Source organism: Phascolarctobacterium sp. ET69 (assembly GCF_023336935.1).
Taxonomy (GTDB): Bacteria; Bacillota; Negativicutes; order Acidaminococcales; family Acidaminococcaceae; genus Fusicatenibacter_A; species Fusicatenibacter_A intestinipullorum.
On record NZ_JAMBLR010000001.1, the window covers coordinates 441,397 to 456,565 of the forward strand.

The window sequence follows — 15,169 nt, forward strand, 5'->3', positions numbered from 1 at the left end:
GTAAACACATTCTTTATTTTACAGAACAACTTATAACTTTGCAAGACTTTTACAAAAGTATACTTGTATGCAAAATACCGGTATGCGTTAAAACAAAAAACAACCCTTCCTGCCGTTAAGCAGAAAGGGCTGCCCTGATAAATCAATCGTAATAATCAATGCCTTCTCCGTTTTTGTGGCTGATGAATTTGTCGTTAAGCATACGCACAGCCGTTAATACGGCTTTTTTGGCACTTGCCTGATAATGCTTTTCAATCATGGCGTTCAATTCATCAAGGCCATCATTCATATTGTAGCCTACAAGCATTTTAGCGATAAAATCGCTGGCAAGTTTGGTTGCAAGCGTACATTCCGCCTGCAAAATACGGCCGGTATGCATGTCAATTTCCACCACTACGCCAATTACTTTATGTACTTCGTATGCCGTAATTCCCGCCGGCAATTTGGCATAGGCAGAAAAAATAACACTGCTGCGCTGCGTAGCATCAAGCATCTGCAATTTCCTCCTTATTTGCGTACAGACAGGCTGCGTACCGAAACATCAACAGATTTAACCTGCATTGCTGTCATGTACTCAACTTTTTCTTTTATTTTATTTTGAAAAACCTTTGTAACCTCAAAAACGCGCACACCGTAAAACAGCACTACTTCCACGGCAATGGCAATGCCTTTGGTATTGCTGCTGCGCCTTCTTACCCTGATGCTGTTTACCTTGTCAATGCCAAGCATCTTCTGGGCAACAATGTTTATTATATCCTGTATTGCGTAATCCGAAATAAAAATTTTGCCGTAATAGCTAAAAGCGGGGCGCACAATGGAACGGTCAGGTTCGGCATGCTTGCGCTCTTTGGAGAACAGATTATACGGCAAATCGGCGAAATAACCGGTAAAATGCGGTTTTAGCTCTACCGTCGGCACAGGAACAATATGTTTGCCGTCCTTCAGGCGCATCTGCTTGGCCTTTTTCATTTCCTGCTTGGTGGCAATCTGCTGAATATATACGGTTTTTTCGGGTTTCGGCAGGCCGAGGCGCAAAACAATTTTCTGAATCATATTGTCAGAAGTAGCCAGTATCAATAAACGGTGGATGCCGCCGGAAACAAGAGCATTGCGCACTTCATCGGCGTGGCTGTCTTCCGTAAAAATTGCCCTTTTTACAGCCTGTATTCTGTTGGTTTCATTTTTAGCAGAAGTTCCGGCCAAAATTTTGGTACCTTTAATTAAAAGCCCGTCATCAATAATTGCATCGCAGTTATTATTATGCGCCACGCCTATTGCACGGTGGCTTTTACCGGTTCCGCTCGGTCCTACAAATGCAACAACCTCCATAAACATTCCTCCGGCATTATTTTTATTTTAGCATTTTCTGAATGATATTTACCTTTTCAGCGTAAACTTTAAAAATTCCCAGCTGCTCCGGAAAACGCCCTTCCACACCATGAAAATCGCTGCCGCCGGAAACAAGCAGTTTGTATTTCTCTGCCATCTGCAAAAAGCATTGCTGCATTTTTTCATCGGCACTAGGATGGTATACTTCAATACCGTCAAACGGAATTGTACTTAACAAGGTATTCACCAAAGGCAGATTTTCTATTTCGGCAGGATGCGCTAAAACAGCAAGCCCGCCTGCACCGTGCAGAAGCTCCACCGATTCTTCCGGCGAAAGTTTCGGCTGCGGCTCATAGCCCGGTTTTCCGCGTTTTAAAAGCAGGTCAAAGGCTTCTTCCACCGAAGAAAAATAACCTTTTTTTACCAGTGCCTTGGCCACATGCGGCCTGCCGACGGCACGGTTTTTCGGGTCGCACTGCTCTACCGTTATATGGTAACCGAGCGCCCCTATTTTATCAAGCATCCTGTGCAGGCGTTTTTCGCGTGCATGGCGCATTTCTTCAATTTTATCAAGCAAATTTTTATTGTGAATATCTATATTATAACCCAAAATATGTACGCTGCTTTCGCCAACCTGTGTGCCAAGTTCCACGCCTTTGGCAATTACAGGCGCGCCAGCTGCGGCAGCGGCAGCATTAAGCGCTTCTTCTATGCCGTTAACGGAATCATGGTCTGTAATGCCCAATATGCCTATACCGGCTTCTGCCGCCATTTTTACAAGCTGTGACGGCGTGTAGCGCCCATCCGAAAACGTACTGTGAGTATGTAAATCTACAAGCATTTTACAATTCCTTTGCAATGTTAACAAATGTCCTTACGCCAAAAGCCGTGCAGCCTTTAGGCTTAAAGCCTTCTGTTTTGGCAGCGGTTGAAGTTCCGCCGATATCAAGATGCGCCCACGGCGTGCTTTCGTCAATAAATTCGCCTATAAACAACCCGCCGGTAATAGTGCTTGCCGCACGCCCGGCACTGTTGGTCAAATCGGCAATATCGCTTTTAATTGCTTCTTTGCATTCCGGCAGTGAAGGCAGGTGCCAGTACATCTCTCCGGCTTTTTTGCCGCATGACATAATCTTCTCAATCAGTTCTTCATTATTGCCAACAATACCGGCCGTTTCATTGCCAAGCGCCACAATAACGCCGCCTGTCAGCGTGGCAATATCTATAACTTTGGCAGCCCCCAAACGGCAGGCATACCATACGGCGTCTGCCAGAACCATACGCCCTTCCGCATCGGTTGAAACAACTTCAATAGTTTTGCCAGAAGCGGCTTTTACAACGTCACCGGGGCGCTGGGCGCTTCCGGAAGGCATATTTTCAGCACATGCCATAATGCCAATAACATTACACGGCAGTTTTAACTGCGCAATGGCTTGCATAGCGCCAAGCACTACGGCAGCGCCCGTCATATCGTCCTTCATTTCGCCCATATTGGCTTCAGGCTTGATGGAAATTCCGCCGCTGTCGAAAGTAATGCCCTTGCCTACAAAAGCGGTATACGGCGCATCTCCGCCGCCGTTATATTTAAGCACAGCCATATACGGTGGGTTTACAGAACCCTGACCCACCGCAAGAACTGCATTCATATTTTTAGCCTGCATTTGCGCGGCGTCAAGAATTTCACATTCCATACCGCATTTTTCCGCCGTAAGCTGAGCCGCTTTTGCCATATCCAGAGGCGTAAGCATGTTGCCAGGTTTATTGGCCAAATCGCGCGCAAAGCATACGCTGCTGCTTACAATGCAGCTTGCAGAAACAACTTCTGCCGCACCAGAAACATTGGTAACAATGGTATAGCAAATATCTTTTTCCTGTTCCTGTTTGCCTTTGCATTCACTAAAAGTATAACCGCCCAAAATAAGCCCTTCTGCCAAAGCCGAAAGATAATGCGGGCGAGCTGCGTTTAAAAGTATCGGCGCAATAACAAGCGCATTTTCCGTTTTAAGCTGTTTTAAAACGCGCGCCGCCTCACCGGCTGCTTTGCGCAAATCATTAGGCTTGCAGGCATTTTTACCGCCAAAGCCGCAAATAACCACCTGCTGCAATCCGTTTTTGCCAAACATGGCAAAATGTGTAATTTCACCGGTATCAGCCAGTTTTTCATTCTTTTTAAGCAGTTCATCCACTGCTTTTACCAAATATTCAGGCGCGTTCATTTTTGGCAAAGCCGGAATACAGCCCTTGCACAAAAACAGCACTAAGGTTTCCGCACCGGCAATTTCTTCAGCAGTAAGGTTGTTTTCCCTTACTGCAAAAAGTTTTTGATAATCTTTCATCTTTTTACCTCTCGTTTATTTAAAAGTCATTGCTGTATTAAACTCATCCAAAAATCTGCCGCCGTTGGCACGCTGCAGTTCCAAATCGCTTACAACCACGCGCATTTCCGTATGGCGCACGCCGCCGGTATAATGCGTTGCCAGTGCATGTATTGCATACGGTACATTGCTGGAAGTACCAACATACATTACGGCATAACCGTCCATATACAGGCACGAACCGGGCGTTAATTTTTTTATCGCTTCCAGGCGCTGTTCAGATGTCATTCCGGTAAATTTAACGGCAGAACCGGAAGTATTTTCCTGCTCATCGGCATTGCGCGGCAAAAATATGCCCATAGTGCGGTAAACGTTTGCAATAAAGCTGGCGTCGTCTATGCCTTTATGCGCGCCGCCCCAGCTGTAAGGCGCATTGTAATATTTAAAAGCACCCCTTAAAACATTATTGGCAGTGTAAGGCAAATAACCTTTATGCAGGGCGGCATTTTTTACAACATTGCTGTTAACCTCCTGCAAAGTTCCGTTTTGCGCACGGATTGGCATTTTAACGGTGTAAATACTGCTGCCTTCCGTTACAAGCTGCAAACGCGTTCCTTCGTCACAATAAACGCTTTCGCCGGGTACTTTAACATTAAAGCTCTGCCCGGTTACAACAAGAAAGTTCTGCGGCTCCACATATTTAAGCCAGGCATCGCGCCCGCAAACGGCTACGTCAAAGCGCGAAATCCAGCCGCGGTAGTTATAACTCTGCACATAGTAAAAAAAGCCGTTGGCACTTTGATGCAGAATAATAAGCGGCTCGGAAACAGCAACAGCAGTTTCCTGCAAAGCATCAAAATTATTATCGGTAGGATAATAAAAAAGCCCTTCGTTGGTTGGCAGCACACGCAAATTGCTGCGCCTTACCGTAACACCATAACGCACATTAACCTGTGCCGGTATTTTATCTGTATTGGTTTCTTTAATTAAAATATTTTTATAGTTCTGGCTTACTTCTTTGCCAAGGCGGAATAACGGGTCATTAAGAACATCATACCCGGAAACATAACCCTTTACGGTACTCCCGGCAAGCGTTTGCGGATAAGCCTTTAAATCATAAACCGAGGGCGATTTATCTGCAATTCTTTTATTGTAAGCGGCAACTCCTGCGGCATCAAGTATAACCTGCTCTCCTGCCGGGTTATTTTTTACCCAGTAATCAGCACTTATAAAGCTGCTGTAATTGGTAACACCCGCAGCATTTACCGCAAAGCATGGCAAAACCAAACACGCACAAAAAATAAAACAGCCAATAAAATCCTTCAAACGCATTTTACTCACTCCTTTACCCATATTATTTTCTATTTTTTCTGTTAAAATCCTGCCTGCAAATAAAGAAAAAGACCGTTTAAAACGGTCTTTAAAATTATTCAAGCGGTTTATAAATACCGGCTTCACGTTTTTTCTGTGCAGTTTTGGAAATATAAGTGCCGGAAATAAATTTATAGCCCTTACGTTCTACTATCTCTTTAATATATTCTTTATGCGGGCACGGCGGATTATGGTAATTATCAGACACAATGCAGCTTGCCAGATATACCGTAACATCATCCTTGCTGTCGCCCCAGCGTTTCAGCTTACGGTTTAAATCCTCCAGCTTTGCCGCAACGCCCATTCCGCAGCAGCCTCCGCAGGTTGTTGAAAGATAGTTTACGCCTTCCTCCAGGCCTGCAAATTTGCCTGTACGTGTTTCAAAACTTTTCATGCAGGCATAGCCGACACATTTTTTGGCAACTATATCGCACTGAATAATTAACGCTGTTTTTGCCATTATTTCATCAGCCCGTATTCTTTAAGCATTGCCGCCAGCTGCTCTTTATGCTGCGCTTCCAGCTGAGTCAGCGGCAGGCGCGGTTCGCCGCATTCGATGCCGGTTACCATGGTAGTGGCAGCCTTAATGGGAATGGGGTTGGTTTCCATAAACATGGCTTTGGCAAGCGGCACCATTTTGGTATTAAGGCGCGCTGCTTCTCTTACGCGTCCGTCTTCATAAGCCTGCATAAGCTCCTGCAGCATTTCGCCGCCGCAGTTGCTCAGTACGCTTATCAAACCGGTTGCGCCTACGGACATAAACGGCAGAATTTCGATATCGTCGCCGCTGTAAATGGTAAAGTCCTCCGGCAGTACGGTAAACAGCTCGTTAACCTGCCCTACATTGCCTGCCGCTTCTTTAATGGCAACAATGTTGTCAAAATCTTCCGCCAGTCGTGCCACAGTTGCCGGCGCAATATTGGAAGCCGTGCGCCCGGGCACATTGTAAACGATGATAGGCAGCTTGGTAGATTCGGCAACAGCCGCAAAATGCTGGTAGAAACCTTCCTGAGTAGGTTTGTTGTAATAAGGCCCTACAATAAGCACGCCGTCAATACCCATAACTTCGGCCATCTTGGTCATTTTTACAGTTTCGGCGGTGCAGTTGCAGCCGGTACCTGCAATAACCGGCACACGTTTATTAACGCGGTTTACAACCACACGGAAGAGTTCCAGTTTTTCATCAACAGTCATGGTCGCCGCTTCGCCGGTAGAACCTGCCACAACCAAACCGTTGCTGCCGTGGGCAATCAGCCAGTCTGCCAAATCAGCGGCATTTTCATAATTTACGCTGCCGTCGGCATTAAACGGAGTAACCATAGCAGTAAGCAATCTGCCAAAATATGGATTTTTCATTCAAAACACCCCTCTTATAATTTAAACGCTTTATGAAGCGCGGTAACAGCTTCGTTAATATGTTCTTCTTTAACAATGGCAGAAATAGTGGTATCCGAATCCACCGTCTGCAAAATATGGATTTTATTATCGGCAAGCGCGCTGACAAATTTTGCCATCAGCCCCGGGAAGCCGCGCACAGCGGCAAACACCACGGAAACTTTGGCACAGTTTTTATTTACGGTATAAGCAAAGCCGGCTTCGTCAAGCACTGCAACGGTTTTTTCCGCATCGGCGCTGAAAACCGCAAACATGGAACTGCTCTCCGACAAATTAAGGCAGCTTACGCTGATGCCTGCCGCTGCCAAATCTTCAAACAAAATACGGCCGCTGCTGGCGTCTTTGGTATCCAACTGCACGCGGAACTGTACCAAATCCTTCAAATACGTTACGCCGCTAATTCTGCGTTCCGTAACGGAATTTTCAACTTCCAAGCCGGAAATATCGCTGGTAATAAGCGTGCCAGGCGCATCGCTGAAGGTAGATTTAACAACCAGCGGAATGTTCCTGCGCATGGCAATTTCCACCGCGCGCGGATGAATAACCTTTGCTCCCTGCTGCGCCATCTGCGCCACTTCCGCATAAGAAATTTTGTGCAGAATGGTTGCATCTTTAACAATGCGGGGATCGGCGGTCATAACGCCTTCCACATCGGTATAAATTTCAATTTTTTCGGCATTAAGCGCCACACCAAGTGCAGCCGCCGTAACATCGCTGCCGCCGCGTCCAAGCGTGGTAAATTTGCCGTGGTTTTCCGTCATGCCCTGGAAACCGCAAATGACAGGTATCACGCCGGATTCCAGCAAATGCCTTAAATCATCGGTTTTAATGTTTTTAATGCGTGCCGCACCAAACTGCGAATCGGTAATAATGCCTGCCTGCCCGCCGGTAAGCGCCATGGCGTTAAAGCCAAACTTCTGCAAGGTGGCCGCCATAATGCAGGCGGAAATAATCTCGCCGCAGCACATCAGCATATCCTGCTCGCGCACATTAACGGAAAGGTTAACCTGCTTTAAAAAATCAATTAAAGTATCGGTAGCATAGGGCGCGCCCTTGCGGCCAATAGCCGATACCACCACTACGGGAGCATAACCGCTGCGTATAGCCTGCTGTACTTTATCCTTAACGGCAGTGCGGGCTTTTTCATCAACGACGGAAGTGCCGCCGAATTTTTGAATAAGTATTTTCATCAGCGCTCTTCTCCGTTAAATCCAGCCGTTTTTAATCATGGTTTCGGCAATTTGCAGAGTGTTAAGGGCTGCGCCTTTTCTAATCTGGTCGCCCACTACCCACAGGTTAAAGCTGTTGGGAGCAGATTCATCGCGGCGCAGACGGCCAACATAAACTTCGTCGGTATCGGAAGTGTACAGCGGCATCGGATAGGTCTGCGTTTCCGGGTCGTCCTGCACAATAACACCAGGGAATGCTGCCAGAGCCTTTTTAATTTCATCAAGGGACACATCTTTTTCCAGCTCGATATTAACAGACTCGGAATGACTGCGGTATACCGGCACACGGATGGTGGTTGCGGTAATACGCATATCGTAATCATCTAAAATCTTTCTGGTTTCGTTCACCATTTTCATTTCTTCTTTGGTGTACAGGTTATCACAGAAAACATCAATCTGCGGAATTAAATTAAAAGCAATCGGGTAATGCTTTTCCGCACTGGCGGATGGCAGAATATTTGCCGTCATTTCTTTGCCCTCAAGGTATTCACCCACCTGATTTGTCAATTCGTCGATGCCTTCTTTGCCGGCGCCGGAAACGGCCTGATAAGTGGAAACAATAATGCGTTTAATCCTTGCCAGGTCGTAAATAGGCTTTAATGCCATGAGCATAATAATTGTGGAGCAGTTAGGGTTAGCGATAATGCCCTTGTGTTTTAAAATTGCTTCCGGGTTAACTTCCGGAACAATTAAAGGTACTTCCGGGTCCATACGGAAAGCACTGGAATTATCAATTACCACTGCGCCTGCTTTAACGGCGCTCGGGGCAAACTCCTTGGAAATGCTGCCGCCTGCAAACAGGGCAATATCAATACCGGCAAAAGAATCATGCGTTGCTTCCTGCACGGTGTAATCCTTGCCCATAAAGTTTATAATTTTGCCTGCGCTGCGTTTGGAAGCCAAAAGGCGCAGTTCGTTAAAAGGAAAATTTCTTTCTTCTATTAGTTTCAAAAATTCTGCGCCGACCGCACCGGTCGCGCCCAAAATTGCTACATTATACTTTTTCATAAACATCCCCCATAAATAAAATTATAATAATTTATCAAGGCCGTAAACAAGGCCTTTAATATTTAATATTTTGCGGCATCCAAGCATTACGCCTGGCATGTAGCATTCACGGTTAACCGGGTCGCTGATAATTTTAAGGGTTTCACCCTGGCTGCCAAACACAACTTCCTGCGAAGCAACATAACCGGGCAGGCGCAGGCTGTGAATTTTCATGCCTTCAAAATCTGCTCCGCGTGCGCCGGGCATGGTTTCTTTTTCATCGGGATGGCCCTGTTTCATAGCGGCACGTACTTCGGCAATTTTCTGCGCCGTAAGCACGGCCGTGCCGGAAGGTGCGTCCAGTTTTTTATCGTGATGCTTTTCGATAATTTCCACATTTGGGAAGTATTTTGCAGCTTCGCATGCAAGCTTAATCATTACTACTGCGCCCAGTGCAAAATTAGGGGCAATTAGAACGCCTACGCCTTTTTCGGAAGCCAGCTTGTCGATTTCTTCAAGATTTTCTTTGGTAAAACCTGTTGTGCCTACAACGGCGTTTACACCCATAGAAATAATTTTGCGCAGGTTGTCCATTACAACATCGGGACGGGTAAAATCAACAACAACATCCGGACGTGTGCAGGTAATGGCGTTTTCCAAATCCGTATCCACGCCGAAAACACCGCCGTCATAATAAGGAATAGTTTTATCGGCGCCGTTAATATCTACAACCCCGCTTAAATCCATATCTTTTTGTTCCATAACTGTTTTGCAAACTTCGGTACCCATTCTTCCAAGCGCACCGTTAACCAAAACCCTAATCACTTTGCCAGCCCCTTTCTTTTATAAACAAAAACCGTTGAGAAAGACTTTCCCAACGGCAACAAATCTGCTAAATCATTGAGATAGCCCTCCGCCTTTGTGGCGACAGTCCGGCAGTTATTCACTGACGGCCCAGCATAAAAAACATGGCTGCTTTTTAAACTTCGGCGGTTGCCCTTTCAAACGCTTCATCGCTCCCGCTCTGCGTTATACTGATGTGTTCCGCTCCTCTATCAAACAATTTATAGCATAATTATATAACCCATTATAAATGTTGTCAAATAAAGTGTAACAAAAATTCTTTAAATTTTAAATTTTTGTCTTTTGAGAATGTTGCTTTGTTAAATTTTTACACTTTTGGCTTCTAAAGCCAGGTTTTTAAAATGCCGCACCGTCTGGCAAATATCATCCGCTCCTAAAATTGCGCTTACTATTGCTGCTCCGTCAGCGCCAGCCTGCAATACAGCTTTATAATTTTCAAGCGTTATGCCGCCGATACCCACAAACGGCAGTTTTGTTGCCGCACTGATTTTACTTAAACCTTCTGTGCCAATGACGGAAGTATCTTTTTTGGTTGAAGTTGCATAAACAGCGCCGCAGCCAAGGTAATCGGCAGTATCCGCCTCTGCCTTCAGTGCTTCATCCGCGTTATGAGCCGATACGCCGATAACGGCATCGCTGCCCAGCATACGGCGTGCAATAAGCGGCGGCAAATCGCCCTGCCCCAGATGTACGCCTGCCGCCTGTACGGCAAAAGCAATGTCCGCACGGTCGTTAATTATCAGCGGCACTCTGTATTTATCACACAGGGCTTTTACTTTTAAGGCGCGCTCGTACAAAATACGTGTTTCCGCACTTTTATCGCGGTACTGCAAAAGCGTTACACCGGCACTAAGCGCGGCTTCCAGCTTGTTGTAAATACTATCGTCCTTAAAATACACCGTATCCGTAACAAGATAGATACTGTAATCAATTACAGGTTTCATATCAGTTCATTCTTTCTTCCGGCTTTAAATTAATTAAATTCCACTTGCCGGTAACATGGTAAATACCGTCAAACAGGCGTGTTTTAAACATACCCGGCCCGTCTTTCTTTTCCATAAAGCCTGCGGCAAGTTCAGCAGCCTGCCCCATAATTACCACACCTAAAGCAGCGGCGGTCATATAATCTTTGGTAACAGCAGCGCAGCAGGCGCACAATGTTGTAGTAATGCAGCCTGCGCCGGTAATTTTTTTCAGCATTTCGTTGCCGCCGTTTAAAACCAGCACCTGTTTGCCGTTGCTTACATAATCAACTTGTCCCGTTACAGCGGCAATGCAGTTAAATTTGCCAGCAACAGCTTTGGCAGCCTGCAATTTTTCGCCTTCATCTGCCTGCAAAACGCCGTCCACTCCGTGCCCGGCTGCTTTTTCGTCAGCCAGCGCGCGGCACTCGTCATAATTTCCGCGCACAATATTAACATATCCGCCTTTTAACAGCTTCAGCGCAAAATTAAGGCGCAAAGCGCTGCTCATCACGCCAACAGGGTCAAGCACAACAGGTATGCCCTTCTTTTTAGCCGCCATGGCAGAGCGCTCCATAGCAATCATTTTATTATAATTAATAGTGCCAAGGTTCAATACCAACGCATCACTGCCTGCAGTTATAACTTCCACTTCTTCCGGTTCATCTGCCATAACCGGGGAAGCACCGGCGCATATAGCGGCATCGGCACACGCTTCTGCCGTTACATAATTGGTAATGTGGTGAATTACCGGTTTTTGTTTCTGCAACTCCGCAATAATCTTTCCAAAATTGTTCTGCATTTCCATATTATTCAAGCATGCCTGCCTTTCTGTATAAATCTACAAAATGATGTGTCGGGCCGCAGCCTTTGCCTATGGCAAGGCTGTGTTCAATGGCTTTTGTTACATAGCTTTTGGCATTTTTTACCGCTTCGGCAACGCTGAGGCCGTTAGCAAGGTTTGCGGCTATTGCCGATGAAAAAGTGCAGCCTGTGCCGTGCGTGTTTTTGGTATTGATGCGCTCGGTTTCAAAGTGGTAAAACTCCTTGCCGTCAAAAAGCACATCCACCGCATTGCCGATATGGTGCCCGCCTTTAACCACAATACCCTTGCAGCCCATGGCGCAGATTTTCTTCGCTGCTGCTTCCATATCAGCAACGGTTTTAATTTCCATTCCGGCAATTTTTTCCGCTTCCGGAATATTAGGCGTCAGCACATCTGCCAGCGGAATTATGGTTTTTATAAGCGTATCAATCGCGTAAGGCTGCATTAACGCACAGCCGTTTTTAGCATACATAACCGGGTCTATAACAACATTCTTAGGCTTATATTCTGTTAATTTTTCCGCAACAGCCTGCATACATTCCGGCGTGGAAAGCATGCCTATTTTAACAGCATCCGGAAAAATGTCTTCAAAAACTGCGTCCATTTGTTTTTTTATCATACCGAGCGTAACATCCTGAATATCAATAACGCGTGCAGTGTTTTCAGCAACAACCGATACAATTACGCTCATGCCGAAAGTTCCGTGCGCGGCAAAGGTTTTTAAATCTGCCTGAATACCGGCACCGCCGCTGCAATCACTGCCGGCAATAGTAAGTAAATTTTTCATTTCTGCTCCTTTACATAAAAAACGGGCTCAGCATAAGCCGGCCCGTTTACAATATTACAATAAGCTTTTTACTTTAGCTGCAACGTTTTCGGCAGTAAAGCCGTATTCCTTCATTACCGTGCCGCCCGGTGCGGATGCACCAAATTTATTGATGCCGATAACATTATCTTCGCTGCCGGTATAGCGGCTCCAGCCCAAAGTTACGCCGGCTTCAACGGCAACCTTCGACAAGCCTTCAGGCAATACGGATTTTTTATATTCTTCGCTCTGCATTTCAAACATATCCCAGCTCGGCATGGATACTACGCTTACGCAAATGCCTTCTTCGGCAAGTTTGGCCTGTGCTTCCAGCGCCAGATGCACTTCGCTGCCGGTTGCAATAATAACCGCTTTGGCTTCACCTTTGCCTGCATCAAGCACATAAGCGCCTTTACCGGCGTTATCGTGAATCACAGCGGTATACTTATGCAGTACAGGCAATTTCTGGCGGCTTAAAAGCAACGCCGTAGGCTTATGCTGGTTCAGGCAGGCTGTCTGCCATGCCATAGCGGTTTCCAAAGCATCTGCCGGGCGGATAACGCACAAATTGGGAATAACGCGCAGGCTCATAGCATGCTCTACCGGCTGATGCGTAGGCCCGTCTTCGCCAACGGCAATGCTGTCGTGCGTAAATACAAAGATGGAACGCAGGCCCATCAGCGCAGCCATGCGTACTGCCGGGCGCATAAAATCGGCAAATACGAGGAAGGTACCGCCAAACGGAATGAAGCCGCCGTGCAGTGCAATACCGTTCAGTGCTTTGCCCATAGCGTGTTCACGCACGCCAAAATGAATATTTCTGCCGGTTCTGTCATCTTTGGAATAATAACCGCAGGTTTTCATTACGGTTTTATTGGAAGGTCCAAGGTCGGCACTGCCGCCAACAAGCTGAGGCAGCTGCATGGAAAGTTTCTGCAGCACTTCTCCGCCTGCTTCACGGATGGAAATACCTTCAATATCGTTAAATACAGCTTCAAGGTCGCTGCGGCTTACAAGCACATCGCCTTTAATGCGTTCTTCAAGTTCCTTGCCGAGTTCCGGGTAAACTACTTTATAATCTGCAAGCAGTGCTTCCCAGGCAGCCTGTTTTTCTGCACAGGCAGCAAGTTTATCGTCAAAATGCTTGCGTACGGTTACCGGCACATAAAAGCTCTGCCCAACCGGCCAGTCAGCCGCTTCTTTGGTTTTGGCAACGCCTTCGGCGCCAAGCGGTTCGCCGTGGCAGGAAGCGTTATCCTGTTTCGGGCTGCCGTAACCGATATGGGTACGTACAATAATAAGGCTCGGATGTTCGGTATCGGCCTTGGCTTCTTTAATGGCATTTTCCAAAGCGTCGATATCTTCGGAATCGGCAACGCGCAGTACCTGCCAGCCGTATGCTTCAAAGCGTTTGCCTACATCTTCGCGGAAAGCAATTTCGGTATCGCCTTCAATGGTAATATGGTTGTCATCATAAAGATAAATAAGTTTGCCCAGGCCCAAAGTACCGGCCAGAGATGCCGCTTCGCTTGCAACGCCTTCCATCTGGTCGCCGTCGCTGGTTAAGCCGTAGGTATAATGGTTAACCACTTCAAAACCCGGTTTGTTGTATTTGGCAGCCAGCATGGTTTCGGCAATGGCAAAACCAACGCCCATGGCAAAGCCGTGGCCCAGCGGCCCGGTAGAAGCATCTACGCCAGGAGTAACGCCGTATTCCGGATGGCCCGGAGTAATGCTGCCCCACTGGCGGAAATTTTTAAGCTGTTCAATAGAAACGTCATATCCTGCCAGGTGCAGCATTGCATAATACAATGCACTGCCATGGCCCGGAGATAAAATAAATCTGTCCCTGTTGAACCAGTTGGGGTCTTTGGGGTTATAGTTCATAAAACGGTCCCAAACCGTGTACATCAGCGGCGCCGTGCCCAAAGGAAAGCCCGGATGCCCGGATTTGGCCTTTTCAACTTCATCAATAGATAAAAATCTTAAGGTGTTTACTGCAACCTGGTCAATCGTCTGCATAAAATAAACCCTCCAATTATTGTACGTTATTTGTATAAATTATAACATACTTAACATTTACTGCATAGTTAAAAGCGCATAATTGTCAGCATTATTTTTCAAAATCTGCCCGGTGCTGTTTAAAAAAGTTATAATAAACCCGCACGTTTTCCAGTTCCGTCCAACGTTTTACCGCCGCAGGGCAAGAATCAAAATCATAAATCCGTGCATTTTTTACCGAAAGCACAAATGGTGAATGTGTTGCAATAATGAACTGGCAGCCGTAAAAACGCGCCGAATCTTCCAGAAAGCGCACCAGTTCCATTTGTTTTTGCGGCGACAGGCTGTTTTCCGGCTCATCAAGCAGGTACAGCGCGTTTTCTTCTATTTTCTGCGCAAAGTACATAAAAGCGCTTTCGCCGTTAGATTGTTCCCATACATTAACGCCGACATTTTTCTTTACATACATCGACTGCGTATTGCGCCGGACTGATGTAATCCTTTTCAGTTTTTCAAAATCGTCAAGGCTGCGCAGGCGGAATTTGCCGTTATCGCCTGACTTGATTTTCCGGTATTCCTCAAAAAGTTCTTCCCGGCCTGTGTCGATGCCTTCGTTCAGCATACGCAGGTTCAGCATAAAATCAAAAACGTCATCGCTTGTAATAATACGGCTGTTTGCCGGAATTGCCATGCCTTTTAATGTATAGCCGCACAAATCAACATAATCGTTAAAAAAGCTGCTTTTGTTATATACGGAACTGCGCTCCAGTTTTAATTTTTCGGCAATTACGTTTAACGCCGTTGTTTTGCCGCTGCCATTGCTGCCGTAAAAAATAGTTACCGGCTCAAAATCAATCTTTTCTATTCCCCGCTGCGATAAAATTTTAAACGGATAAAACGAACTGTAACATTTTTCCTTAACATTTATGATAACGTCAAATTCTTCGCCGTCAGTTGGGAAAGTAAAACTTTTTAAATAAAGCATTGCATATAATTCCTTTATTTTCAGGACGACAAAATAAATTTACTAAAAACGCCGCCGTTAAAACCGGCGGCGTTTTGCAGGTTTAAACCTGGCATGTATT

The 15,169-nt window shown here is 46.2% G+C and carries 15 protein-coding genes and 1 riboswitch; all 15 genes read right to left on the reverse strand.

Annotated elements, in window-relative coordinates; genetic code table 11:
• Nucleotides 1-142 precede the first annotated feature (142 nt).
• The 15 genes from M3079_RS02160 to M3079_RS02230 all read right to left on the reverse strand — a co-directional run bounded on the left by M3079_RS02160 (nt 143) and on the right by M3079_RS02230 (nt 15,069).
• A complete protein-coding gene (locus tag M3079_RS02160; protein WP_249076939.1) occupies nt 143-493 on the reverse strand; it encodes a DUF3870 domain-containing protein in 351 nt (116 codons plus the stop codon).
• Between the two features lie 14 nt (nt 494-507).
• Nucleotides 508-1,329, reverse strand: coding sequence for an Asp23/Gls24 family envelope stress response protein (locus M3079_RS02165; protein ID WP_249076940.1), 822 nt, complete (start codon nt 1,327-1,329; stop codon nt 508-510).
• Between the two features lie 22 nt (nt 1,330-1,351).
• Nucleotides 1,352-2,170: a PHP domain-containing protein gene (locus M3079_RS02170; RefSeq protein WP_249076941.1), complete on the reverse strand. Its 819-nt coding sequence runs from the start codon at nt 2,168-2,170 to the stop codon at nt 1,352-1,354.
• A gap of 1 nt (nt 2,171) precedes the next feature.
• The gene (locus M3079_RS02175; RefSeq protein ID WP_249076942.1) at nt 2,172-3,665 is read right to left on the reverse strand and encodes a leucyl aminopeptidase; all 1,494 of its coding nucleotides are present in this window, start codon (nt 3,663-3,665) and stop codon (nt 2,172-2,174) included.
• Between the two features lie 15 nt (nt 3,666-3,680).
• A complete protein-coding gene (locus M3079_RS02180) occupies nt 3,681-4,976 on the reverse strand; it encodes an SH3 domain-containing protein (RefSeq protein ID WP_249076943.1) in 1,296 nt (431 codons plus the stop codon).
• 94 nt (nt 4,977-5,070) lie between these two features.
• Nucleotides 5,071-5,475 carry a CGGC domain-containing protein gene (locus M3079_RS02185; RefSeq protein WP_021716607.1) on the reverse strand — a complete coding sequence of 135 codons (405 nt, stop codon included), beginning with the start codon at nt 5,473-5,475 and terminating at the stop codon, nt 5,071-5,073.
• Nucleotides 5,475-6,371, reverse strand: coding sequence for a 4-hydroxy-tetrahydrodipicolinate synthase (dapA, locus tag M3079_RS02190; protein ID WP_249076944.1), 897 nt, complete (start codon nt 6,369-6,371; stop codon nt 5,475-5,477). The genes M3079_RS02185 and dapA overlap by 1 nt, the downstream gene beginning before the upstream one ends.
• Before the next feature lie 14 nt (nt 6,372-6,385).
• Nucleotides 6,386-7,600 carry an aspartate kinase gene (dapG, locus tag M3079_RS02195; protein ID WP_249076945.1) on the reverse strand — a complete coding sequence of 405 codons (1,215 nt, stop codon included), beginning with the start codon at nt 7,598-7,600 and terminating at the stop codon, nt 6,386-6,388.
• 15 nt (nt 7,601-7,615) lie between these two features.
• Nucleotides 7,616-8,647, reverse strand: coding sequence for an aspartate-semialdehyde dehydrogenase (locus M3079_RS02200; protein ID WP_249076948.1), 1,032 nt, complete (start codon nt 8,645-8,647; stop codon nt 7,616-7,618).
• Nucleotides 8,648-8,668: 21 nt separating this feature from the next.
• Nucleotides 8,669-9,451: a 4-hydroxy-tetrahydrodipicolinate reductase gene (gene dapB, locus M3079_RS02205; protein WP_249076949.1), complete on the reverse strand. Its 783-nt coding sequence runs from the start codon at nt 9,449-9,451 to the stop codon at nt 8,669-8,671.
• Nucleotides 9,452-9,524: 73 nt separating this feature from the next.
• Nucleotides 9,525-9,689: riboswitch (Lysine riboswitch) on the reverse strand.
• A 100-nt stretch (nt 9,690-9,789) separates the two neighbouring features.
• The gene (gene thiE, locus M3079_RS02210) at nt 9,790-10,434 is read right to left on the reverse strand and encodes a thiamine phosphate synthase (protein ID WP_249076950.1); all 645 of its coding nucleotides are present in this window, start codon (nt 10,432-10,434) and stop codon (nt 9,790-9,792) included.
• A gap of 1 nt (nt 10,435) precedes the next feature.
• Nucleotides 10,436-11,260 carry a hydroxyethylthiazole kinase gene (gene thiM / locus M3079_RS02215; RefSeq protein ID WP_249077108.1) on the reverse strand — a complete coding sequence of 275 codons (825 nt, stop codon included), beginning with the start codon at nt 11,258-11,260 and terminating at the stop codon, nt 10,436-10,438.
• Between the two features lies 1 nt (nt 11,261).
• A complete protein-coding gene (thiD, locus tag M3079_RS02220; RefSeq protein ID WP_249076951.1) occupies nt 11,262-12,065 on the reverse strand; it encodes a bifunctional hydroxymethylpyrimidine kinase/phosphomethylpyrimidine kinase in 804 nt (267 codons plus the stop codon).
• A 54-nt stretch (nt 12,066-12,119) separates the two neighbouring features.
• Complete coding sequence (gene tkt / locus M3079_RS02225) at nt 12,120-14,105, reverse strand: transketolase (protein ID WP_249076952.1); 1,986 nt, start codon at nt 14,103-14,105, stop codon at nt 12,120-12,122.
• Nucleotides 14,106-14,196: 91 nt separating this feature from the next.
• Nucleotides 14,197-15,069, reverse strand: coding sequence for an AAA family ATPase (locus M3079_RS02230; protein WP_249076953.1), 873 nt, complete (start codon nt 15,067-15,069; stop codon nt 14,197-14,199).
• Nucleotides 15,070-15,169 lie beyond the last annotated feature (100 nt).

Bases quoted from the DNA above. Each gene is read 5' to 3' on its own strand.
- M3079_RS02160 (WP_249076939.1), bottom strand. From the start codon at position 493: ATGCTTGATGCTACGCAGCGCAGCAGTGTTATTTTTTCTGCCTATGCC.
- M3079_RS02165 (WP_249076940.1), bottom strand. From the start codon at position 1,329: ATGGAGGTTGTTGCATTTGTAGGACCGAGCGGAACCGGTAAAAGCCAC.
- M3079_RS02170 (WP_249076941.1), bottom strand. From the start codon at position 2,170: ATGCTTGTAGATTTACATACTCACAGTACGTTTTCGGATGGGCGCTAC.
- M3079_RS02175 (WP_249076942.1), bottom strand. From the start codon at position 3,665: ATGAAAGATTATCAAAAACTTTTTGCAGTAAGGGAAAACAACCTTACT.
- M3079_RS02180 (WP_249076943.1), bottom strand. From the start codon at position 4,976: ATGCGTTTGAAGGATTTTATTGGCTGTTTTATTTTTTGTGCGTGTTTG.
- M3079_RS02185 (WP_021716607.1), bottom strand. From the start codon at position 5,475: ATGGCAAAAACAGCGTTAATTATTCAGTGCGATATAGTTGCCAAAAAA.
- dapA (WP_249076944.1), bottom strand. From the start codon at position 6,371: ATGAAAAATCCATATTTTGGCAGATTGCTTACTGCTATGGTTACTCCG.
- dapG (WP_249076945.1), bottom strand. From the start codon at position 7,600: ATGAAAATACTTATTCAAAAATTCGGCGGCACTTCCGTCGTTGATGAA.
- M3079_RS02200 (WP_249076948.1), bottom strand. From the start codon at position 8,647: ATGAAAAAGTATAATGTAGCAATTTTGGGCGCGACCGGTGCGGTCGGC.
- thiE (WP_249076950.1), bottom strand. From the start codon at position 10,434: ATGAAACCTGTAATTGATTACAGTATCTATCTTGTTACGGATACGGTG.
- thiM (WP_249077108.1), bottom strand. From the start codon at position 11,260: ATGGAAATGCAGAACAATTTTGGAAAGATTATTGCGGAGTTGCAGAAA.
- thiD (WP_249076951.1), bottom strand. From the start codon at position 12,065: ATGAAAAATTTACTTACTATTGCCGGCAGTGATTGCAGCGGCGGTGCC.
- tkt (WP_249076952.1), bottom strand. From the start codon at position 14,105: ATGCAGACGATTGACCAGGTTGCAGTAAACACCTTAAGATTTTTATCT.
- M3079_RS02230 (WP_249076953.1), bottom strand. From the start codon at position 15,069: ATGCTTTATTTAAAAAGTTTTACTTTCCCAACTGACGGCGAAGAATTT.